Annotated in this window: 14 protein-coding genes; 13 read left to right on the forward strand and 1 reads right to left on the reverse strand. The window is 44.1% G+C overall.

Annotation, left to right across the window (positions count from 1 at the left end; translation table 11 throughout):
• The first annotated feature begins 111 nt into the window (after positions 1-111).
• The 9 genes from VR7878_RS17175 (at position 112) to VR7878_RS17215 (ending at position 13,728) form a co-directional block, all read left to right on the forward strand.
• Positions 112-1,119, forward strand: coding sequence for a LacI family DNA-binding transcriptional regulator (locus VR7878_RS17175; protein ID WP_077337263.1), 1,008 nt, complete (start codon positions 112-114; stop codon positions 1,117-1,119).
• Between the two features lie 18 nt (positions 1,120-1,137).
• Positions 1,138-2,391: an ABC transporter substrate-binding protein gene (locus tag VR7878_RS17180; RefSeq protein ID WP_077337264.1), complete on the forward strand. Its 1,254-nt coding sequence runs from the start codon at positions 1,138-1,140 to the stop codon at positions 2,389-2,391.
• 61 nt (positions 2,392-2,452) lie between these two features.
• Positions 2,453-3,439: a carbohydrate ABC transporter permease gene (locus VR7878_RS17185; RefSeq protein ID WP_077337265.1), complete on the forward strand. Its 987-nt coding sequence runs from the start codon at positions 2,453-2,455 to the stop codon at positions 3,437-3,439.
• 1 nt (position 3,440) lies between these two features.
• On the forward strand, positions 3,441-4,337 hold the full coding sequence (locus VR7878_RS17190) for a carbohydrate ABC transporter permease (protein WP_077337266.1): 897 nt from the start codon (positions 3,441-3,443) through the stop codon (positions 4,335-4,337).
• 19 nt (positions 4,338-4,356) lie between these two features.
• Positions 4,357-5,706 (forward strand): GH1 family beta-glucosidase, encoded by a 1,350-nt coding sequence (locus tag VR7878_RS17195; RefSeq protein WP_077337290.1) that lies wholly within the window; start codon positions 4,357-4,359, stop codon positions 5,704-5,706.
• Positions 5,706-6,797 (forward strand): ABC transporter ATP-binding protein, encoded by a 1,092-nt coding sequence (locus VR7878_RS17200; RefSeq protein WP_077337267.1) that lies wholly within the window; start codon positions 5,706-5,708, stop codon positions 6,795-6,797. The genes VR7878_RS17195 and VR7878_RS17200 overlap by 1 nt, the downstream gene beginning before the upstream one ends.
• Positions 6,798-6,887: 90 nt before the next feature.
• Entirely contained in the window at positions 6,888-9,305 is a 2,418-nt protein-coding gene (locus tag VR7878_RS17205; protein WP_077337268.1) for a glycoside hydrolase family 94 protein, read from the forward strand.
• Between the two features lie 109 nt (positions 9,306-9,414).
• The gene (locus VR7878_RS17210; protein ID WP_077337269.1) at positions 9,415-12,495 is read left to right on the forward strand and encodes a GH116 family glycosyl hydrolase; all 3,081 of its coding nucleotides are present in this window, start codon (positions 9,415-9,417) and stop codon (positions 12,493-12,495) included.
• A 213-nt stretch (positions 12,496-12,708) separates the two neighbouring features.
• A complete protein-coding gene (locus VR7878_RS17215; RefSeq protein WP_077337270.1) occupies positions 12,709-13,728 on the forward strand; it encodes a LacI family DNA-binding transcriptional regulator in 1,020 nt (339 codons plus the stop codon).
• Positions 13,729-13,849: 121 nt separating this feature from the next.
• Here VR7878_RS17215 and VR7878_RS17220 read toward each other — a convergent pair whose 3' ends face one another.
• Positions 13,850-16,192: a glycoside hydrolase family 9 protein gene (locus tag VR7878_RS17220; RefSeq protein WP_077337271.1), complete on the reverse strand. Its 2,343-nt coding sequence runs from the start codon at positions 16,190-16,192 to the stop codon at positions 13,850-13,852.
• 456 nt (positions 16,193-16,648) lie between these two features.
• On the opposite strand from VR7878_RS17220, the gene VR7878_RS17225 reads away from it, so the two are divergent.
• The 4 genes from VR7878_RS17225 (at position 16,649) to cutA (ending at position 20,894) form a co-directional block, all read left to right on the forward strand.
• Positions 16,649-17,347: a family 16 glycosylhydrolase gene (locus VR7878_RS17225; RefSeq protein ID WP_159440499.1), complete on the forward strand. Its 699-nt coding sequence runs from the start codon at positions 16,649-16,651 to the stop codon at positions 17,345-17,347.
• 351 nt (positions 17,348-17,698) lie between these two features.
• On the forward strand, positions 17,699-18,916 hold the full coding sequence (locus tag VR7878_RS17230; RefSeq protein WP_139344135.1) for a putative glycoside hydrolase: 1,218 nt from the start codon (positions 17,699-17,701) through the stop codon (positions 18,914-18,916).
• Positions 18,917-19,088: 172 nt separating this feature from the next.
• A complete protein-coding gene (locus VR7878_RS17235; protein ID WP_370737099.1) occupies positions 19,089-20,231 on the forward strand; it encodes a carbohydrate porin in 1,143 nt (380 codons plus the stop codon).
• Between the two features lie 324 nt (positions 20,232-20,555).
• The gene (cutA, locus tag VR7878_RS17240; protein ID WP_077337275.1) at positions 20,556-20,894 is read left to right on the forward strand and encodes a divalent-cation tolerance protein CutA; all 339 of its coding nucleotides are present in this window, start codon (positions 20,556-20,558) and stop codon (positions 20,892-20,894) included.
• Positions 20,895-21,019 lie beyond the last annotated feature (125 nt).

The following is a 21,019-nucleotide window of genomic DNA, read 5'->3' on the forward strand; positions in this document are numbered from 1 at the left end:
ATTTTTTCCTAATCGTTAAATAAAATTCAGGTTTAGCGTGATTAACGTCACGATTAAGCGGCCAATAATCTTGAATACTCGAGTTGTAAGCGATTTCAGACAGAGGTTCATTTGGTCACTATCAAACATGTATCAGAACGTGCAGGTGTATCACAAGCGACTGTTTCCAGAGTAATCAACGGTTCAACCCGGGTCAGTCGGGAAAAGCAATTAAAAGTCGAAAGTGCTATTAAAGAATTGGGTTATCGCCCGAATTCGATTGCTCAGGCGTTGGCTTCCAGCCGTACAGAAAGTGTTGGTATTGTGGTTCCTGAATTGGGTGGTCCATTTTATTCAGGGATATTACAGAGTATTGAAGGGCAGCTGCGTCAATTAGGTTATCATGCGGTGATTACTGCGGGTTCAAATACTGAGCAAAGCCAGAAAGAAGCGGTGGAATTTCTTTTAGGTCGTCGGGTTGACGCGCTTATTCTTCATACACAACAACTCGATGATGATTATTTAATCATGCTCGAAGAGCGAGGAATTCCCATTATTTTAATTAATCGTGTCGTACCTGAAATGTTGACCAGTTGTATTGATATCGATAATGAAGCCGGCGGTTTATTAGCCACTCAATATTTGATCAAAATGGGACATAAACATATTGCCTGTATTACCGGGCCATTGAATAAATCTGATGCAAGAGGACGTTTGCAGGGATATCGAAAGGCACTGGAAAATGCCGGTCTGGAATATAACGAGATGCTCGTTTCTGAAGCCGGATTTACTGAAGAAACCGGCATGAGCGCCATGAAAAAACTACTCAATCGCGGATGTCCGTTTTCTGCTGTATTTGCAGCCAATGATCATATGGCATTTGGCGCGCGAGAAGTGTTGAAGTCAGTGGGGCTTTCTGTGCCGGATGATATTTCGTTAGTTGGATTTGATAATATTCTTTTTGCTCGTTATCTCACACCGGGATTAACAACTATTGATTTTCCGATTGAGAAAATGAGCAAAGAAGCAGTAAAACTCGCGATTCATAAACTTAATAAAAATAAATCTGATGTGAATCTTAAACTTGTACCTTCTCTAGTGATTAGAGATTCGGTCAAGAACGTTATAAATACCCTATAAGTTATTTAAGGATAAATGATGAAAATAAAAGCCTTAACACTCACCTCGGCTGTTCTGATGGGAATCGTGTCTGCGCCTTCTTTTTCTGCGGATGCGGATAAGAATATTCGCTTTGATGGATTTCCCGATTTTGACAGTAGCCTGAAAGTGATACTGCCCGATTTTGAAAAAAAGACAGGGATTCACGTTGATTATCTGATGAATAACCACGGTGACCACCATACCAAACTAACAACGAACCTTGCGACAGGTTCTGGTGCCGGTGACGTCATTGTTGTTGATGTCGAGAAGATCGGTCCGTTTGTCGCTTCAGGTGGTTTGGTTGACCTGTCTAAAAAATATGGTGCCGATCAGTACGCCGATCGTTTTGCGCCTTATGCATGGTCGCAAGGTAAAGGGAGTGATGGTGATATCTATGGTATGCCGGTGGATTTAGGCCCCGGGGTCATGTACTACCGCACCGATATCTTCAAAAAAGCCGGGCTGAAAGTTGATGATGTGATCAAAAGCTGGGACTCATACATTGCTGCCGGTGAAAAACTCAAAAAAATGGGTGTCCAGTTAATTCCGTCCGCTTCTGATGTCGCCCAGACCATCATTTTCACCACCGTCCCTGAAGGTGAAGGCATCTATTTCGATAAGAATGGTAAACCGGTTGTCACGTCTGAACGGTTTGTTCATGCGTTTCAAGTGGCTAAAGAAATTCGTGATAAAGGGTTAGACGGCCGAATTCTGGCTTGGTCAAATGAATGGTATGAAGGGTTCCGTAAAGGTACTTTTGCGACGCAATTATCAGGAGCTTGGTTGCTCGGACATTTACAGAACTGGATCGCCCCGGAAACGTCAGGAAAATGGGCCGTTTCACATTTACCGGATGGAATTTACGGCAGTTGGGGCGGATCATTCCTATCCATTCCTAAGCAATCCAAGCATCAGGATGAAGCATGGGAACTGATTAAATACATGACGACCAACCGTGAAATTCAGTTGAAACACTTTGCTACGATTGCTGCATTCCCTGCCAATGTCACCACGTATGACGATGACATGTTTAAAGAAAAAATTGATTTCCTTGGTGGTCAACAAGCGCGGTTGCTATTTGCTGAAGTGGCTCGAAATATCAAACCGGTTCAGCCGTCAAAAGGGGATCATATCGCTCGTTCGATTATCTTTGAAAATGCGCTGATGGAAGTGCTTGATGAAGGTAAAGATATTAAAACTGCACTTAAAGAAGCGGAGCGCTTAATTAAGCGTCGGACTCGTAATCTTTAATTAATGAATCAGTATGTATACAAGGAAGTCATCATGACTTCCTTGTAAAGAGGTTGTAATTATGAAGCATTCGTCAAGAGATGAAAATAGATACCCATCGGAGGAGCGTTTTTTAAATAAATATTTGAAAGCGCTTACACCCTATGGTTTTTTATTCCCGTTTTTATGTATTTTTTCTGTGTTTGGCGTCTTTCCACTCGTTTTTTCGGTCTATCTTTCATTTCACGCATGGAACCCGGTCGAAGGTTTAGAAGCGATGAAGTTTGTCGGGTTTGAAAACTATTCAGTTGCCCTGACTGACCCATGGCTGTGGCGTTCACTTAAAAACACATTTTGGCTCGCAATTACTTCTGGTGTGGCGCAACATTTAGTCGCGATTCCGGTTGCTTATATTTTAGTCTCAATGGCAGACCGATTACGCCATTGGTTAACGTCTGCTTATTTTCTGCCTTATATCACTTCTACTGTCGCAGCCTCACTGATCTTCTTTAATATGTATTCACCCAATTCAGGCATTATCAATCAGACGCTGACTTCACTTGCTGACAGCTCTTTATTCGGTTGGGCATTTGCATGGGTGGAACAATTTCAGCCGATTCGTTGGCTGGATGATGCCACGATGGTCAAACCGTCGATCGCAATTATGGTGTTCTGGAAATATACCGGTTTCAACATTGTTTTATATACCACGGGTCTGATGACGATTCCGAAGGATATTTTAGAAGCCGCCCGCATGGATGGTGCCAATGCGCTACGTCGTTTCTGGAGTATCTCCCTGCCGATGATTCGTCCTTTTATTTTCTTTGCCGTCACGATGACCATTATCGGTAACTTGCAGCTTTTCGAAGAACCATTTGTTTTGACCCGTGGTACCGGCGGGACCGGCCAGTCTGGTTTAACGATTTCAATGTATCTCTACAAAGTGGGTTGGGAATGGTTAGAAATGGGCACCGCGTCGGCAATTTCATGGCTGCTGTTTGCGCTGATTGCAACATGTACTTTGATTCAATTTTTCTTCTTCGGCAAGAAAGGACTGGGGGAACAATAAAATGTTGACGAACTCATTAGAGACAAAACCTTCGGGCCTGAGTGCTTTAAAACCGAGTGACAGAACCATCGCGGTGATGACCAAGTCACTTATGATTGTATTGGCATTTGTTTTAATTATTTCTGCGATTGTGACGGTATTTCCGTTTGTCTGGTCAGCGCTGTTATCAACCCGTGACCGGACTGAAATTTTTGGTTCGGGGATCAGTTTTGCGATTGGCGATAGTCTGGCGTTCAACTATGCCAAGCTGCAAGAAATCATGCCATTTTGGCAGGCGATGTTTAATTCGATCTATGTTGCCTTTCTGGGGACTGCCATTTCACTGCTGTTTTGTAGCATGGGTGGTTATGCATTCGGCGTGTTTCAATTTAAAGGTAAGAAACTGATATTCGGTATGTTGGTCGGCTCCATGATGATTCCCCCGGTGCTGAGTCTGATCCCTTATTTCATGATTATTAAGTTTCTTGGCCTGTTAGATAACCACATCGCGGTATGGCTGCCGTTTACGACCACACCGTTTGGGATCTTTCTGATGCGTCAACATATTGTTGCTTCCGTGCCGAAAGAGTTATTAGAAGCCGCGAAGCTTGATGGTGCCGGTCAGCTACGCACGTACTGGAGTGTTGTGTTGCCCTTGATGAAACCCGCTTTGGCGACTTTAGCTATTGTCCAGTTTGTCTTCTTCTGGAACATGTTTATGCAGCCTTTGGTGGTACTGACAACGCCTGAAAATTACGTCATCACCCAAGCGCTTCGCAGTGTGCAGGGGATTCCGAATACCCCATGGGGTGCGGTGATGCTGGGTACAACAATTTCAATACTGCCCCTTGTCGTGACTTATTTGTTTGCATCTAAACAGATGATCAGCGGGCTCACGTCCGGTGCAGTAAAAGGTTAGGATTTTAAAGGTTATGAGCATGAATAAATACGAACTTCCTCAAGACTCTCAATTACGTCATAAAGACTTTGTTTTTGGTGTGGCAACATCTTCTTATCAGATTGAAGGCGGTGTCGCAGAAGGCGGACGGACACCTTCAATCTGGGATACGTTCTGTAAGATTCCGGGCAAGGTAGACAATGGTGACAATGGTGATGTGGCTTGTGATCATTACCATCTCTGGCAACAAGATATTGAAATGGTGAGTGATTTAGGCGTCGATGCTTATCGCTTGTCGATTGCATGGCCCCGTATTCTACCTGAAGATGGCATCGTGAATCCGCAAGGGTTAGCGTTTTATGAGCAGATCATCGATGCGTGTCATGCCCGGGGAATGACGGTATATGTCACTCTCTATCATTGGGATCTGCCCCAATATCTCGAAGATAAAGGCGGTTGGCTCAATCGTGAAACTGCGTATAAGTTTGCTGAATATGCCGATATCGTCAGCCGTTATTTCGGCGATAAGATCGAGGTGTATACCACATTGAATGAACCGTTTGTGGCTGCTTTTCTTGGGTATCGCTGGGGGATTCATGCTCCCGGTATCGTCGGGGAACGTGAAGGCTTTTTAGCCTCTCATCACCTGATGTTAGCCCATGGCTTAGCCATGCCGATACTGCGTAAAAATGCCCCGAATGCCAAACATGGGGTGGTATTCAGCGCGTCGCCGGCTTACCCCTTGGCAGACGAAGATATCGGTGCTGCCAATTACTCCGATGCTGAAAATTATCAATGGTTTATTGATCCGGTTCTCAAAGGGGAATATCCCGCATTAATTACGGAGAGTCAGGCAATACATATGCCGATGATTCTCGACGGGGATCTGGAGATTATTTCCGCGCCGGTCGATTACATTGGGATTAACTATTATACCCGCAATGTGGTGCGTTATGGTGAGAATGGCGAGATTAAAACCGTGCCGCAACCGGACAATGAACATACGTATATCGGCTGGGAAATCTATCCGCAGGGTCTGACGGATTTACTGATTCGTTTACATGAGCGTTATGACAATATACCGCCGATTTATGTGACCGAAAATGGTGCTGCGACGAATGACACCTGTGTTGATGGACAAGTCAATGATGAACAACGCGTGCGTTATTTCCAAACCCATCTTGAAGCCATTGATCAGGCAATTAAATCCGGGGTGCGGATCGATGGCTATTTTGCCTGGAGTTTAATGGATAATTTTGAATGGGCATTTGGCTACCGGCAGCGGTTTGGTTTGGTTTATGTTGATTATCAAACGCAGGAAAGAACACTGAAACAAAGCGCTATTGCTTATAAAAATATGTTGTTAGAGCGAGCTGAGGAGAATAAGTAATGGCTAAAGTTGAATTCAAAAACATCAAGAAATCCTTCGGTGAGGTTGATGTCGTGAAGCACTTTGATTTCACGGTCAATGATGGTGAGTTTGTGGTGTTCCTCGGGCCGTCAGGTTGTGGCAAATCAACCACATTACGGATGTTGGCCGGGCTTGAAAGTATTACTTCCGGTGACATTTATGTCGGCGATAAGTTGATTAATAAAGTGGATGCGAAAGACCGCGATTTAGCCATGGTATTTCAAAGCTATGCACTCTATCCCCACATGACGGTTTACGAAAATATCGCATTTGCATTGAAACTCAAAGGCATGGCTAAAAAAGATATCGATACAGAAGTGCGTAAAGCGGCAAAGATGTTAGAGCTGGAGCCGCTACTGGATCGCAAACCGAAAGAGTTGTCGGGCGGTCAGCGTCAGCGGGTCGCAATGGGTCGCGCGATGGTTCGTACCCCTAAGGTCTTTTTATTCGATGAGCCGCTCTCGAACCTCGATGCGAAGCTACGGGGGGTGATGCGTGAAGAAATTAAACAGCTACACCGCGAATTGAAAACCACCACGATTTACGTCACCCATGACCAAATTGAAGCCATGACGCTCGCGGATCGGATTGTGATTCTCAAAGATGGCTATGTTGCGCAGGTCGGGACGCCAACGGATGTCTTCCAACGGCCGGCGAATAAGTTTGTTGCCCAGTTTATCGGCAGCCCGTCGATGAATATGCTGGAAGCGAAGCTCATCAGTCAGGATCAAGCGTTTTATATTCAATTGGGCGAAAATCTGATTCCGTTACCTGAACGATTTAAAGCATTAGCCTCAAAGAATTTGGCCTTACATTTGGGGGTTCGTCCGACGGATATTCATTTACGGGCGCAACATATCGATCATGAGCGTGTTTTTCCATTCTCAGTAAAAATTAAAGATAAAGAATTACTGGGTGCCAGTATTTTGCTGAAAACTGAAATTGCCGGTCAGCCACTGACTGTAGAAACTCAGGCGGCAGAAGTGAATACCGACGAATTGAAATTATATTTAGATCTGGATTCAATTCATTTATTTGATGCATTAAGTGAAAACTCTTTAGCCAGTTAATGTCGCTATTTTCAATATAAATTAGCTTTAACATCACAATATATTTAAATCGAATGCTTCCTTTATGAATAAAGGAGGCTAGGGATAGTCATGATGAAATTCGGATATTTTGACGATAAAAATAAAGAATATGTTGCCACAACACCCTGTACACCAATCAAATGGTGTAATTATGTGGGAACTTTAAACTTTGGTGGTTTAGTCGATAGTAACGGCGGTATTTTACTGTGTAAGGGCGATCCCGCACTCAATCGTATCACCAAATATATTGCCCAGATGCCCAATGCCGACTTTAAAGGTTCGACACTCTATTTGAAGGTTCGTAATCAAAACGGGGAAGTAACGATTTTTTCTCCGTTTTATACACCGACTTTAAAGCCGTTAGATAAATTTGAAAATCATACCGGACTTTCTTACACCACCATTATTGCCGAAGCTTATGGTGTGCGCTGTGAGAGCACTTTCTTTGTACCGAAGCAGGACCCTGTTTTACTGCAAGATATTAAAGTGACCAATATTTCCGGTGAGGATTTGCATGTTGATGTGATACCCGTGGTTGAATTCACCCATTTTGATGCATTGAAGCAATTGGTGAATGCCGACTGGGTGCCTCAGACCATGATTTTGCAAGCACATCATCAAGATTTGGGACATACCGTTTTGGAACAGTATGCCTTTATGAAGCGTGATTATGCTGTGAACTTACTGACCGCTGATCGGCCAGCGACTTCATTTGACGGGGATCGCCAGAAGTTCCTTGGTAACCTCGGGTATGGCAGTTGGGCGGCACCGGCAGCACTCAATGATGCAGAACTGACCAACAGTGAGTGTTTGCGCGGCGATAATATCGGTGCGCTGAACTTACGTTTAGGCTGGCTGAAACCTCAGCAAACCGAGCGGACGGTGGTGCAGTTGACTCAGATGGCGAGTCTCGATGCGGCACAACCGATGTTAGAGAAATATCGCGATCATCAAGTGGTTGATCAGGCTTTCACCGCGCTGGGCGAGTTCTGGGATGACTATTTATCAGCGATTCAAGTGACTACACCTGATGCAGCAATGAACTCAATGCTGAATGTGCACAACCCGCGTCAGTGTCATACCACCAAAAACTGGTCGCGTTATTTATCACTGTATCAGCTCGGCTATGGTGCGCGTGGGATCGGGTTCCGCGATTCATCGCAGGATATTCTCGGTGTGATCAGCCACATGCCTGAAGAAGCACGCGAATTTATCGAACGTTTGCTGTCAGTGCAGAATACCGATGGGTCCGCGATGCATCAGTTCTTCCCTTCGACAATGGAAGCCAATGCCGGTGACTCGCGTGAAGAAGAAGATCGCCCTGATTACTACGGCGATGACCACCTGTGGATCATCTATGCGGTCACTCAATACATCAAAGAAACCGGTAATGCAGATTTTCTCAACCAAGTGATTCCTTATTATCAAAAAGATAAACAGGGTAATCCGGTTGAGTCAGGGACGGTTTGGGATCATTTATGCCGGGCGATTGATTTTACGGCAACGCATACCGGGCAGCATGGCTTACCGTTGCTGGGATTCGCGGACTGGAATGACACAGTGAACTTACCGACGGGTGCCGAGTCGCTGATGGTCGCCAATATGTACGGTAAAGCATTATTGGATATGCTCGATTTGTGTCAACTCCGTGGTGAGGATTCGCTCGCACAGCGTTACCAAAGCCAGTACGAACAGATGCAGCATACCGTCAATCAGTATGGCTGGGACGGGGAATGGTTTGTCCGTTACTTTGATGAAAAGGGGGCACCGATTGGTTCACATACCAATGCTCAGGGGCAAATTTATACCAATGGACAAAGCTGGCCGGTGATCTCCGGGTTTGCCACGCCTGAGCGCGCCATGCAAGCTTTGGATTCTGTTCATACCAAACTCAATACCGCAAACGGCATTAAGCTTTCCACTCCCGGATATAACGGATTTTCGCCTGAACTGGGCGGGGTTTCTACCTACCCGCCCGGAGCGAAAGAGAATGGCGGGATCTTCTTGCACGCGAACCCATGGATGATGATTGCTGAAACCAAAGTCGGCAATGGTGATCGCGCTTATCAGTATTACCGACAAATTAATCCGGCTTCTAAGAATGATCAGATCGAGGTGTTTGAGTCTGAGCCCTACTGTTATCCGCAAAATATTTTGGGAGATGAGCACCCGCAATTTGGTTTAGGCCGTAATGCATGGTTGTCCGGTACGTCATCGTGGACATATGTGGCAGGCACGCAGTGGATTTTAGGTGTGCGGCCTGAAGTTGACGGGTTACGTATTGATCCTTGTATTCCGCGTGACTGGCCTGAATTTTCCGTACAGCGGAAATTCCGGGGAGCGACTTACCGGATTCATGTTGCCAATCCGCATCATGTCAACCGGGGCGTCACAGAGATGCGCGTCGATGGGGTTGTGATCCAGGGAAATAAAGCACCGGTATTTACCGATGGTGAACATCATATCGAGATTACTTTAGGTCAATGATATTAAGCGAATGATAAATAAAGGGCACATTGGAGTGCCCTTTCATCTCAAAACACATAATCACTATTTTTCAATCGTGTGGAACATTCAATTACGATGGATATGAATGATGAATAACAAAATACCCTATACAAGTTATTATGGGCTTGCGAGTGAACTCTGTAGTCAAGGTGAAGCGGTTGAGTTTCTTCAGCCGTGGTATACACCGGTTTCGACCACACCAGAAAATACCGGTATGGCTGTCGGAGGTATTGGTTCGACATTTACCCTCACACCAAGAGGCGAGACGCCTAATTTCAGTTTTATCCCGGGAATTTATATTGATTGTTCACAAGAACAGATCAATTTTAATGATTTTTATATCTCTGTTATGGATAACCCCGACATAGATAATCTCAGTATTAGTCATCTTGATGATTTAGCCCGATTCCTGACATTTTATCCTGTTACTTTTGCCGGTGTTGAGCTTGAAATTGATGATGAACAGCACACGTTGGCAAGAATTAAACAGGGTCTGTGCGGTTTAAATTTTTACCTTGAGAATCAGGAACGGTTTGAACGCTGGCAGGTGGAATTTACCGAGAAAACACAACGCTTGATTGATCAGGCACCTCAGGCGCTGGAAACGCAACTCTGGGTCGCCATTGAGTTTTTTAACGGATTATTAGTCAATCACTCGGCTGAAGTGTGCTCTTTGGCGTCTCAGCGAAGCGCTGATCTTGATGTGATACAACCTGAAGAGATCCATTATCAAGCGTTATATCCGATTGCACAGTATGAATATACCCGTTTTGATGATGTTAAAGTGCGGCGTAAAGTGGTGTCACCGATCATCAAAGGGGATGAAAAACTGTGTTCTCTGCCATTGCACTGGAATCACTTTCATTTAGAAAACCGGAGTGGCGTCACCAAGTTAATCACCTTAGCACAGCCGTTTGATAACCTGATTGGTGCCACTTATCAGAAAAGCCGTCAAGGAGTGCAGGATTCATCCTGTTCACTGGTGCGCAATCCGATTCAACAGCGACATCACACCGCAAAAATCAGCGATGAACAGCGACAGTTTATCGGCGTGAGTTTAACCAGTGAGTCGCCATACCATGGTGATATTGAAGGTGAAGTTTTATATGGTGCTGTTGCCAGTCAGTCAGATATCGAATCCGGGAAAGTGACGATTACCGTGAAGCCGACTTTGTATGATTCACAGTTGGATGAAGCGTTGCTGGCGGCCTTGAATATCGGGCGCACCAATACTTATTTTGATTGTGGTACTTATACGGGGCGTGAGCCGTTGTCTTCTCTGGTGGTTGTTCAGGTCGAATTACAGCCCGGAGAGTCGCTGGATTTGAGATTTTTACAAGTGATGGATCACAGTAAAATTTGGCTTGATGACTGGCATTCCGAAAAGGCATACAGCCGGTTTTTTCCGGCACGTGACAGAGCCACATGTATGGCAACGGAAATGCTTTCCCAGCTTGAGTTGATTGAAGAGCGCATTATTCGCCAGCAAATTGCACTTTATGACACAGTTGCCCAACAGATGAAAACGCGGGAAACCGCTGTCAGTTTTTCTACCATGGCGATGAATACCTTGTCATTTCTTGCAGAGTCAACGGTTTGGGACTGTCATGACCGGTTTCTCGTCAAAGAATGTGTAGATTATCCGTTTTTTAATTCGTTGGATGTCTATTTTTATGGATCTTTTGCGATTCTTTATCTGTTGCCACGCTTAGATGGCAAAGTCATGGAAGCATTCGCACAGGCTATCTTGTCCGAAGATGAGACTCCCCGGCGTTATTGGGAATATGCCGAACGGCCTTTTGCTGATGTGAGTGATGAGAAATATCTGGGCGTCCGTGCTGTTTATGGTGCTGTCATCCATGATTTAGGCAGCCCTTTTGATATCCAGCCGGATGCTTATAGCTGGCATAATGTCAAAGAATGGAAAGATCTGGCGCCGAAATTTATTTTAATGGTCTATCGCCACTATCAGGAGACCGGTAATCATGCAATCGTTGAGGCTTGCTGGCCTGCGGTGCAAGAAAGTATTAATTATTTGTCTTCTCTGATCGAAGCCGGTGACACGCTGCCATTCGTCCATGGTACCGATGATACATTTGATAACCTTTCGTCACATGGTGTTGCCATTTATTGTGCGAGTTTATGGGTTGCAGGGCTTCAGGTTGCCGCTCAATTAGCACTCATGATGGGGGAATCACAACGCGCAAGCGAATATCAACAGCGCGCGGACGCCGCCCTTGAAACGTTAGAACAGAGTTTGTGGGATGAACAACAAGGTTATTATCACTTCTCTGCAACCCCGATTCAGGTCAAACACCTGACGGGTCATGACTACCAGCCCTTGCAACAGTTGGGTCTGACCCTGTCGGGCGACCGTGTCGTTGATGCCCGGATTTTGAATGACTATCTCAACCAAGTCGATCAACACAGAGAACAGTCTCGCTTCGAACAACGTTTGCAAAAGAAACAGCAGCTTTTAACCGTTGCTCCGCTGGCATTTACTCAAGAATATCAAGTCATGGCGATGGATTCAGATAATAGCTTCGGTGATGCGTTGATTGCCGATACTTATTTGAAACTGATTGGTATGGATGGACTGTTCAGCGCAGAACGAGTCAACCGGACACTCGATTTTATTTACGCAACCAATTATCTGAAAAATAGCCCGCACTTGGGAGTTGCCAATATGACCCTTGCAGACGGTGCCCCACACGATGCGTTTCAAGCTCAGGATGTCTGGGGGGGCGTCCAGTTTAGCGTTGCGAGTGCATTAAAACTGGCCGGGAAATACGAACAGGCTGAAACACTGCTCAAGACGGTTTATAACACCTTGTATCACTCGGCTAAAATTCCGTTTGCAGCACCGGAAGGGTTTAATGGGTCTGCCCGGGTCAGAGCCAGTGATTTACAAACGTTACTAGCGCTGAATGAGACCGAAGCAACTCAGTGTTTTCAGGCTTTGAAATCGGTTGGTGCAATGCTTGATGACGGGCGTGTCAGTCCGACCCTGCGGGCGATGAAAGCACAATTCACCCGTGAGTGTACAGGACAGGGGCTGGATGAGACGCAGGTTGAAACACTTTATACGTGGCTGATCAGACAGAGTATGAAATATACCGCGGGTCGTTATTTCAGGCCGGGGATGATTTTTTCTTATATTTATCGTTAATCCTGTCTCATAACAAGGGGCGATGAGACAAAATCCTTGTTCTTCACTTATTTACATCCTCAGTGATCTTAAGGGATATTCCGGCCGGAATATCCCTTGAATGAAAACCAATTGAATCGATGCTGACCTTGTACACCTTAAGGTGACTTGGGTATATGACTTATGCTAAAAGTGTTGAGTGTGAGTAGATTAATATTATTAAATAGGTTGATTATGGATAAAACTAATAAGAACATGGCACCTACTGCTTATGAAGTAGCGAAGCTTGCGAATGTATCCCCCAGTACCGTTTCCCGGTACTTTAACCGAACATCTTATGTATCCAATGACAAGACAGCCAAAATAGAGGAAGCGATTCGGGCATTAGGATATAAGCCTCATATTCATGTTGATCGGCTTGAAAAAACCCGCTCGATGACGATTGGTGTGCTGGTACAAAACCCCGATAGTCCATACACCAGCAGTCTACTCATCGATATGGAAAAGGTATTGGCAGAGCATGGGTATTCACTCCTGATTTCCGTCAATAGCTGGCAGGCGACGCTGATTTCGCATTCTTTAGACTATCTGCTGAAAAGTAATGTTGATGCGATTATCATCATCTCTGGTAATGTTGATAAAAAATTGATCCAAAAGTGCTCAGAAAAAATGCCTGTGGTTGCCGTCGGATACAATATTGAAGGTGAAAAGATTAAGTCGATCTCTCTGGATAATACGCTCGGAGGCTATTTAGCCACACTGCATTTAATTCAGCTCGGTCATGTGAATATTGCCCATATCAAAGGCTTGGCCGATCATGATGATGCGATTTCACGGTTTGAAGGGTATAAAAAAGCACTCGATGAGGCCGGTATTGGGTTCAAAGAGAAACTGGTTTCAGAGGGTGATTTCAGCATCAAAACCGGCTATGAGAAAATGGTCGAGCTGATTGAATCCAAAGCGTATTTCTCAGCCGTTTTTGCCGCGAATGACTTAACGGCTTATGGCGCTATCAGAGCACTGAATGACTATGGGTTTAAAGTGCCGGACGATGTTTCTGTGATCGGGTTTGATGATCTGCCCACTTCACCTTACTTTACGCCGTCACTCACGACTTTGCGGCAACCGTTAGATGAGTTGGGGGCGATTAGTGCGCGGTGCATTTTAAAACTACTCAGTGGCGAAACAGAAGTGGTCAGACTGCCACCGATCAGCTTAATTACCCGTGAGTCTACTAAATCCCGTTATCAATAACTCACGGTAAACATCCCTTAAACCAGGGGGATATCATATCTGTAAACAATAAGGCCGGAAATAGATAATATTTCCGGCCTTTTACGTATCATCGGACTAATGATGAATCAGTCCTGTCCCTTCATTCATGCGTTGCGCGTACGTCATCGAGGAAACTCGCTGTCCAGAAGAACGGTGCATTCCAGTTTACGGTGACTTCATTGAGCGTCCACGCACCGATGTCATCTTTCCAGCATGTTTGTCCGATACATTTTCCTTTCATTGACGATGCAACCGGATCACTGAAGTTGATGGAGTTCGGGCCTCCGGACATTACACCCGGTGGAACGAGTGGTGAGTTCTGATCGATTGAATGCGCCCAGAAACGATGATGCGGATTCATCAGAGGACGGCTGCCATAACCGGACACATAAGACTGATCAAGCGGATTACGGCCTAAAATATAGTCCATTGCATCAATGACGGCATCTGCATATTTCGGATCATGGGTAAAGTCATACGCGATACCTAAGAAGAGACTTCGATTCATGAAGTTCGAGTTCGACCCCCAAGTGTACTCAGTGGCACGATAAGGAATATGATAACCTTCTTTAGCGATAGCGTGCAGATACATATCGGCAGTATGGATCACATTCGCCCGTGCTTTGGCTTTGTCTGCCTGAGACAACTGATTCGGAACCAGTGCTAATGTTAAGGTTCCCGCTGCGCTCATTCCTTTCCAATAGAGATCACCGGTTGCATTGGCATCACCTTTAGGGGTGGTCAGGTAGTAAGGTGAAGCCTGAATGGCATTCCGATACTCTTTTTTACCGGTTGTGGTAAATAGTTCTGCGGCCGCCCAGTAAAACTCATCATCTAACTGAGTGTCATCATATGGGCCGGAGCCGACAAAGTTGTCATAAGCAAACACATTTTTATGTAAGTTGGCGGCTTTCCATGCTCTTTCTGCTGCAACCAGGCACTGTTTAGCAAAAGCCGGATCCGAGTCTTTCCAAACTCGTGCACATTGTGCTGCCGTTGCTGCGAGGTTAAGTGTTGCTGCTGTCGTCGGATAGCTTAAGAAACGTTTTCTCGGATCTTTGTGCGGTGGCAGGGGCATACCGGTCCATGCATCATCCGCAACTTTGTGGAACACCATGCCACCGGCATCAATTTGGGTCAGTTTCAGATGCTTCAGTTGTTTGGACTGGTCACCGACCGGTACCCAGACTTTTGAGTTTTCAGGGGCTTGCATCGCCATCATAAAACTCATCATCCATCTGGATTCATCCAACAAGTCATTATATTTGTTGTGATTCTCCGGGATCTTTACTTGGCCGTCAGCAAACGCACTGGTTTGTTTCGGGTGTGCAAGTTTTTCTCGTTCGTAGTAGTTCATTAACGTCCAGACCGAGATTCCCCCGTTTACCACGTATTTGCCTTGATCGCCTGCGTCATACCATCCACCGGTGACATCTAAAGAAAAATCACACCCCGGCCAGTCGTTGCCTTTGGCATCGGTTTGATTGAAACAAGTGACAATCTCCGGGAGATGTCCGGCCGGACGAGCCAGATCTTTGCGCTGGACGTACTCGGGTAAAATATCAATGCCACTGCGTTGTTGGTAGAAGAAAGATAGTGCATCGTATTTCATTTTCCGGTAAATCGAGTTGTCAATCGCAAAGGGATGACTACGTTGACCATCAACGTCAAGCACTGCTTTACTGACCGGTTGGCGAACATCACTAAAATCGATAATTTGCACATTTTCACCGGACGCTTTATTGAGACCGAAGGGGATTGTTTTTCCTTGAGCAATCTGATGATTATTGGCGTCGAACAGTTGCCATGTTAAAGGTGATGTTTTGGGCGTGGCAATCACAGCACGTTTCGGGCCATTGACGAAGTAGCCGACTTGGTTGACCTGAACTTTCGAGAGATTGGCTTTCTTGGTATATTTCGGACCGGATAGTGAAATATCTTTGACGCAAACGGTGGTCGGATTTTCGGTCCCCATTTGGAACTGAAGCTGCACCTTATCATCATTGGCTGAAGGTTTGAATGAATAATGGAATGACTTCAGCTCCTGATTCAATGCTGTGTCTTTGAGGAAGTAGCTGGTGTAGGGCGCGCCATCATGCTGAACCAACGTTTTTACCCTGATCGGTTGATATGCCTTCGCCTGAAATTGAATTTGGTAAACTTCTCCCTTCTTCAGCGCGAGACCGGATTGGCCTAAAATAACATCCCAAGGATTGGCACCTTTTTTATCGAAGGTAATACACCCCATCTGATCGCTTGATTTCAGCGTTGCGCCAGCGGCCCACCACCCGTCGGTTCCTTGTGAAAAATGGCCATTGGTGAGTAAGTTTTCTGCATGGACACCGGGGTGATTATCAGATGAAGCGGACTTCACCGAGCAACCACTCAATCCAATAACACCGCAACTAATAATAGTCACGATAGTTAACCGCTTTTGATTCATTTTAACCTCTTTATTTTTAAAGAATACAGAGAGATATTCATTGTTAAAAAAATAAATAGAATTTCTCTGTATGATTGCCTTCCCTGATAAATTGGGTTAGATAGTATTTAGAATCGAGATATTCGATATTATTGATAAAACGACAGTTAAAATAATAATGCAAGTGTTAGTTTTTAAATTGTGAGGCTTATTGTTTTTTTGTTTTTTACACTGATTGATTATCAGAATACATGAAAAGAAACATTTCATGGATGATGAATAAATTGTGACTAAAGCCTTCATTTTTATTTTTTGTGGTTATTTGAAATCTCGTTTTCAAATCTAGTTATAGACAAAATTTTATAAATGTCATTAAAGTCAATTCACGGTTCCGAGAAGCAAAAAGGTTTGGTGTCTATGCATTTTTATGTGTAAGCATCAGAATACATCTGTCACAACAAGGACATGAGGTTGAACATGATGACAACATTCCGATTGGTTTTTCAGGTAGTTTTATTAAATATTTTATTTGTATCTTCCAGTTTCGCTCTCGGTTGGAGTGGTTTGAATTGGTCTGTATCAGACGGCTGGAGAAATGGCGGCAGTGAATTTGACTGTACATGGGCGGCTAAAAACGTATGGCAAGAATCAGGTGTTTTGATATTGCATGCGAAGAATGAAGGCAGTTATAAGAGTTGTTCAGAAGTGAGAACAACGCAGTATTACCGGCGCGGTCGGTATGAAGTTGAAATGCAGGCCGGTGCAGTCCCCGGTACCATCAGCTCCTTTTTTACCTACACCGGTCAATCAGGAACCTCGAGTCATTATGAAGTTGATATTGAGTTAATGGGTGGGACAAACTTACTCCATACCAATGTATGGATTGGTGGTCGGCAATTTCCACTTGATATTGATTTAGGGCAGTATGGTATGTCGGTTTGGAGTATGGAAAAGTATGCATTTACCATTGATGCCAATGGCGTAACATGGGAAGTATTTAGCCGTTATAACAATTCTTGGGTTACTGTCAGACGTGTTAATCAACGTGTATCAAGCTATATGCAACTATTTATGAATAACTGGATTAGTGCCAACCCTAATTTTCCACCAAGTCGTTATGATGGTCGTCCAGCTTATGCTAAATATAGATATGTCAGAGTAAACCGTTATGATTGATCGCTATTTTATTTCAATAGCAGATTTTACTAACAGTTATTGAATAATCGATCAAATATTAACACATATTTATTTATGATCAGGTTACCGCAGCGCATCCCCCGCGCAGCGGACCTTTATTGGTGCCTCATGTTTGTCTGTTTATATTAAATATAATCTATTCGATTATTTTAAAAATTAAAGTAATGTAAAAGTGATAATTAAAAAATAAACATATAAGAAATGAGTTTAATATTTAAATGATAATTTCAGAATGTACAACGTCAACGCAATAAGAAACCGATTTAATATTGGCCGAGATAAATAGGTTTAATATAAATCTAATTCATACTTATTTTAGAGCGTTTGAAAATGATGAAAACAGTAAAAGCAAAATCCCTTATTATATCGCTCACTCCGATGATTATTGCCGGGTGTAATTTTGAAAAAAATATTGACCATATCGATGTGAGTAAAAATAGTGCGAGTAACAGTGGTTTAGTATTATTAGGTGCTAATTCGAGTAGTGATGTAACTCCGTGGATTCAATCTGAAAATGATAGCTGGAACGTTGCGGCCGTGACGACCAGCAAAGCGAGTCTGGCCAGTATTGAGGCTGGATTAGCCGACAATACAGTTGATGTTCAGGTGTCAGGGCCCGGCAGTAGTATATTTATGATGCAGGCGGCATCTGCAATAGATTTGAGCCAATATAAATCGGGTTATATTGAGTTTAGTATTCGGCCGCAAAGCACCCCACCATCAGCAATCACGTTATCGATTGATAATGAGTGGCCGGTCAGAAGCAGCCTTGTGCTGTCCGGTAAGTTGGCGGATAACCGTAACTGGCAAACGCTGGCCGTTCCGGTTCAGTGCCTGAAACCCTTTGATGGGGCGAAAGCTGTTGATTTGAGTCAGGTGAAAAATCCATTCCATCTTGATATAAAAGAAGCATTTAATTATGAGATTACCGACATTTTCTATCGGTCATCAACCGATAAAACCCCAGTTTTAGATCCGGATACATGTAGTGACAACGCATCAACCAGTCTTGTCAATAATGCTCCTGATTTAGTTACAGGGGACACCGCATTATTTTATTCAGGCGATATCACTCAGGCACAAGATCTGAGTAAGGCTTATCCACTGAATAGCTTCGACGTTGATATTAAGAGTGTAAATAATATCGTCACCTTAACGTTTAGTAAGAATGGTGGGGCGTTCTTAGGTAATGATGACTCTAACCGTGATCTCTCTGCACATTCAACGGATGTGGTTACTGTCGATATGAAAGTGACAAGTTATGGGGATTCAGGAAGTATTCAAACTAGAATAGATGGTCAAGTCCTTGATGGTGGTACATTTTTCTCGCTAGATAACAGTTTGTTACCTGCGGACAATAAGTGGTATCGGTGCCAGATAGAAGTGGCTTCAATGATTAATACCTCAAGTCTGAGTTCTGTGAAAAAAGCATTCGTTGTTGGCGGAGTCTGGGATCAAATGAATAACCTTGCGTTTTCATTCGCTAATGTGGCCGTGACAAAACCGAGAAAAGATTATAAAGCAAGTGAACCGTGTATTGCTCTGTAGATATTTTAATTAAGGAGGATTTTTAAATTACTTCATTCGTATTTTTATTCAGTGGTGATATTAGAAAAACATCTATAAAAAATAATTTATGTTGTTTTAAATTCCAATAAATAGGGACATAAAAATGAGAGCATTGAAATTAATTTCTGTATGTATTGCAGTGGGTTTACCAATGATATCTAATTCAGCTTTTGCTGATGATGATTTTAGATTTTTCGGATATGCACGTTATGGCGCTGCTTTTCAGGATAGTGATGAACAGCGCGTTACAACCGCAGGGGCATTGAATGGCAACGCAACCGGTCGGTTAGGCAATGAAGATAATGGCGGAGAATTCGGTTTATCAAAAGGCTACACCAGTGATCTCGGTGACCAGTGGGATATTGTCGTGATGTTTGACCACTATTCCCAAGAATCCTGGGCGCAAAGTGGTACCGGTGGGGTTAAAGTCAAAAAAGCATATGCGAGTGTGACTAATTTTGTTGATTCTCAACCCGAATTAAAGGTCTGGGCGGGACGAGATTTTCATCAACGTCCGCAAACGGGTCTGAATGACTATTTTTGGATGACTCACGACGGACAAGGTGCCGGCTTTTATAATCTGAATCTGGGCGGTGCCAAACTTGACTTTGGTGCGGTCGGTCAAGTCCAAAGTGATCTGGTCGATGATAACGGCAAATATGCGGTGACGTCGAAACTACACGGTATTAACCTTTTTGATGATGCATCGGTTGAGTTTTATGCCAACTATGGTTTTGCATCGAAAAAAGCACAAAAACAATCATATTATAATACGAGGGCATATCAGTTAGCGGCTGACTTTTCGATGTCTGGTCACCATCTCCTTTTCCGCTATGCTGATAATGCCAAAGACAGCGTATTTGATTTGACCAAAGATCAGCGTGCTTGGTTAGTCAGTTTTAACGGTGCGAACAATATTTCTGATCAGGCCGCGGTTGAGTATCTGGCAGCATATCAGTTCTTGGATGTGGCAGGGAATGAAGACCGGGCAAACTATAATGTGATTGTGCGACCCACGTATAATTGGGACAGCATTAATTCAACATGGATAGAAGCAGGCTATAGCGTTGTCGATTATAAAGACATTAATGCCAAAAACAGCTCGTGGAAGGTAACATTCTCACAAAATATTGTGATTGGCTCACAACTGCCGGCACGCCCGATGTTGCGTTTCTATACCACGCTCGGTAAAGCAGACAATGAGTTTATTGGCTTCGATTCTAAAACAGGCAATATGCAGTCGAGCCAGTTAGATACATTGACGTTCGGTGCGATGTTTGAAGCTTGGTGGTAATGCGTTAGCCTCCTAAAAAGTAATCAAGATCAACCTTATTGATCGTTCAGTAAGGTTGATTTTTGGTATCGGCAGCAGGTCTTTCTCCGTCGCTTACCCTGCGCTCTTGATCTTCTCTGATGGCCTGACCTCCGGGCTCTGTTTGTTTCCTCGTGTTTTCTCTTCCTGCGGACAATATTCCCGCGGCCAATAAGTGGCGATTTGCTTGATATACACTATTATTTTATGGGAACGATGTCTCATCATGTTTGATGCTTGAGAACGTTTCCGGCTGCTATGCTACGCTATAATCAGGATATGGTGAAAGGACAAGGAATAAGTCAGATGACTGAAACACCGTTTTGTATGGTGCTGACAACGATTAACAGTCAGGAAGGTTGTCAGGCGATAGTCTCACGTCTATTGTCTGCCCAACTGGTCGCTTGTATTCAGACTCTTCCTATTAGCAGTCATTATCGTTGGGAGGGAGAGATTTGTACCGACCAAGAGATATTACTGCTGATGAAAACTCAGAGTCGCCACTATCAGGCTGTTGAGTCAGCGATTCGGGAAGTCCATTCGTACGAAATCCCACAAATTATTCAAATCCCGGTGATGGATGGGTTTCAGGCCTACCTGCATTGGGTTGAAACCGTAACACTGCATCCGGAAGAGCGGGGGTAAATAACTTATCGCTACTCGAGGTCTGAATAGCATATTTGATAGAACAAATGGGCATGTTCGCTGTTAAGATAAGTTGTAAACGTCAGCGGTGTTGCGTGGCATTGGCAATAACGTCACAGAAAGAA

The organism is Vibrio ruber DSM 16370 (assembly GCF_900163965.1).
Lineage (GTDB): Bacteria > Pseudomonadota > Gammaproteobacteria > Enterobacterales > Vibrionaceae > Vibrio > Vibrio ruber.

Excerpts from the sequence above, each read along its gene's own strand:
- VR7878_RS17180 (WP_077337264.1), top strand. The coding sequence starts at position 1,138 with ATGAAAATAAAAGCCTTAACACTCACCTCGGCTGTTCTGATGGGAATC.
- VR7878_RS17185 (WP_077337265.1), top strand. The coding sequence starts at position 2,453 with ATGAAGCATTCGTCAAGAGATGAAAATAGATACCCATCGGAGGAGCGT.
- VR7878_RS17190 (WP_077337266.1), top strand. The coding sequence starts at position 3,441 with ATGTTGACGAACTCATTAGAGACAAAACCTTCGGGCCTGAGTGCTTTA.
- VR7878_RS17195 (WP_077337290.1), top strand. The coding sequence starts at position 4,357 with ATGAATAAATACGAACTTCCTCAAGACTCTCAATTACGTCATAAAGAC.
- VR7878_RS17200 (WP_077337267.1), top strand. The coding sequence starts at position 5,706 with ATGGCTAAAGTTGAATTCAAAAACATCAAGAAATCCTTCGGTGAGGTT.
- VR7878_RS17205 (WP_077337268.1), top strand. The coding sequence starts at position 6,888 with ATGATGAAATTCGGATATTTTGACGATAAAAATAAAGAATATGTTGCC.
- VR7878_RS17210 (WP_077337269.1), top strand. The coding sequence starts at position 9,415 with ATGAATAACAAAATACCCTATACAAGTTATTATGGGCTTGCGAGTGAA.
- VR7878_RS17215 (WP_077337270.1), top strand. The coding sequence starts at position 12,709 with ATGGATAAAACTAATAAGAACATGGCACCTACTGCTTATGAAGTAGCG.
- VR7878_RS17220 (WP_077337271.1), bottom strand. The coding sequence starts at position 16,192 with ATGAATCAAAAGCGGTTAACTATCGTGACTATTATTAGTTGCGGTGTT.
- VR7878_RS17225 (WP_159440499.1), top strand. The coding sequence starts at position 16,649 with ATGATGACAACATTCCGATTGGTTTTTCAGGTAGTTTTATTAAATATT.
- VR7878_RS17230 (WP_139344135.1), top strand. The coding sequence starts at position 17,699 with ATGATGAAAACAGTAAAAGCAAAATCCCTTATTATATCGCTCACTCCG.
- VR7878_RS17235 (WP_370737099.1), top strand. The coding sequence starts at position 19,089 with ATGATATCTAATTCAGCTTTTGCTGATGATGATTTTAGATTTTTCGGA.
- cutA (WP_077337275.1), top strand. The coding sequence starts at position 20,556 with ATGACTGAAACACCGTTTTGTATGGTGCTGACAACGATTAACAGTCAG.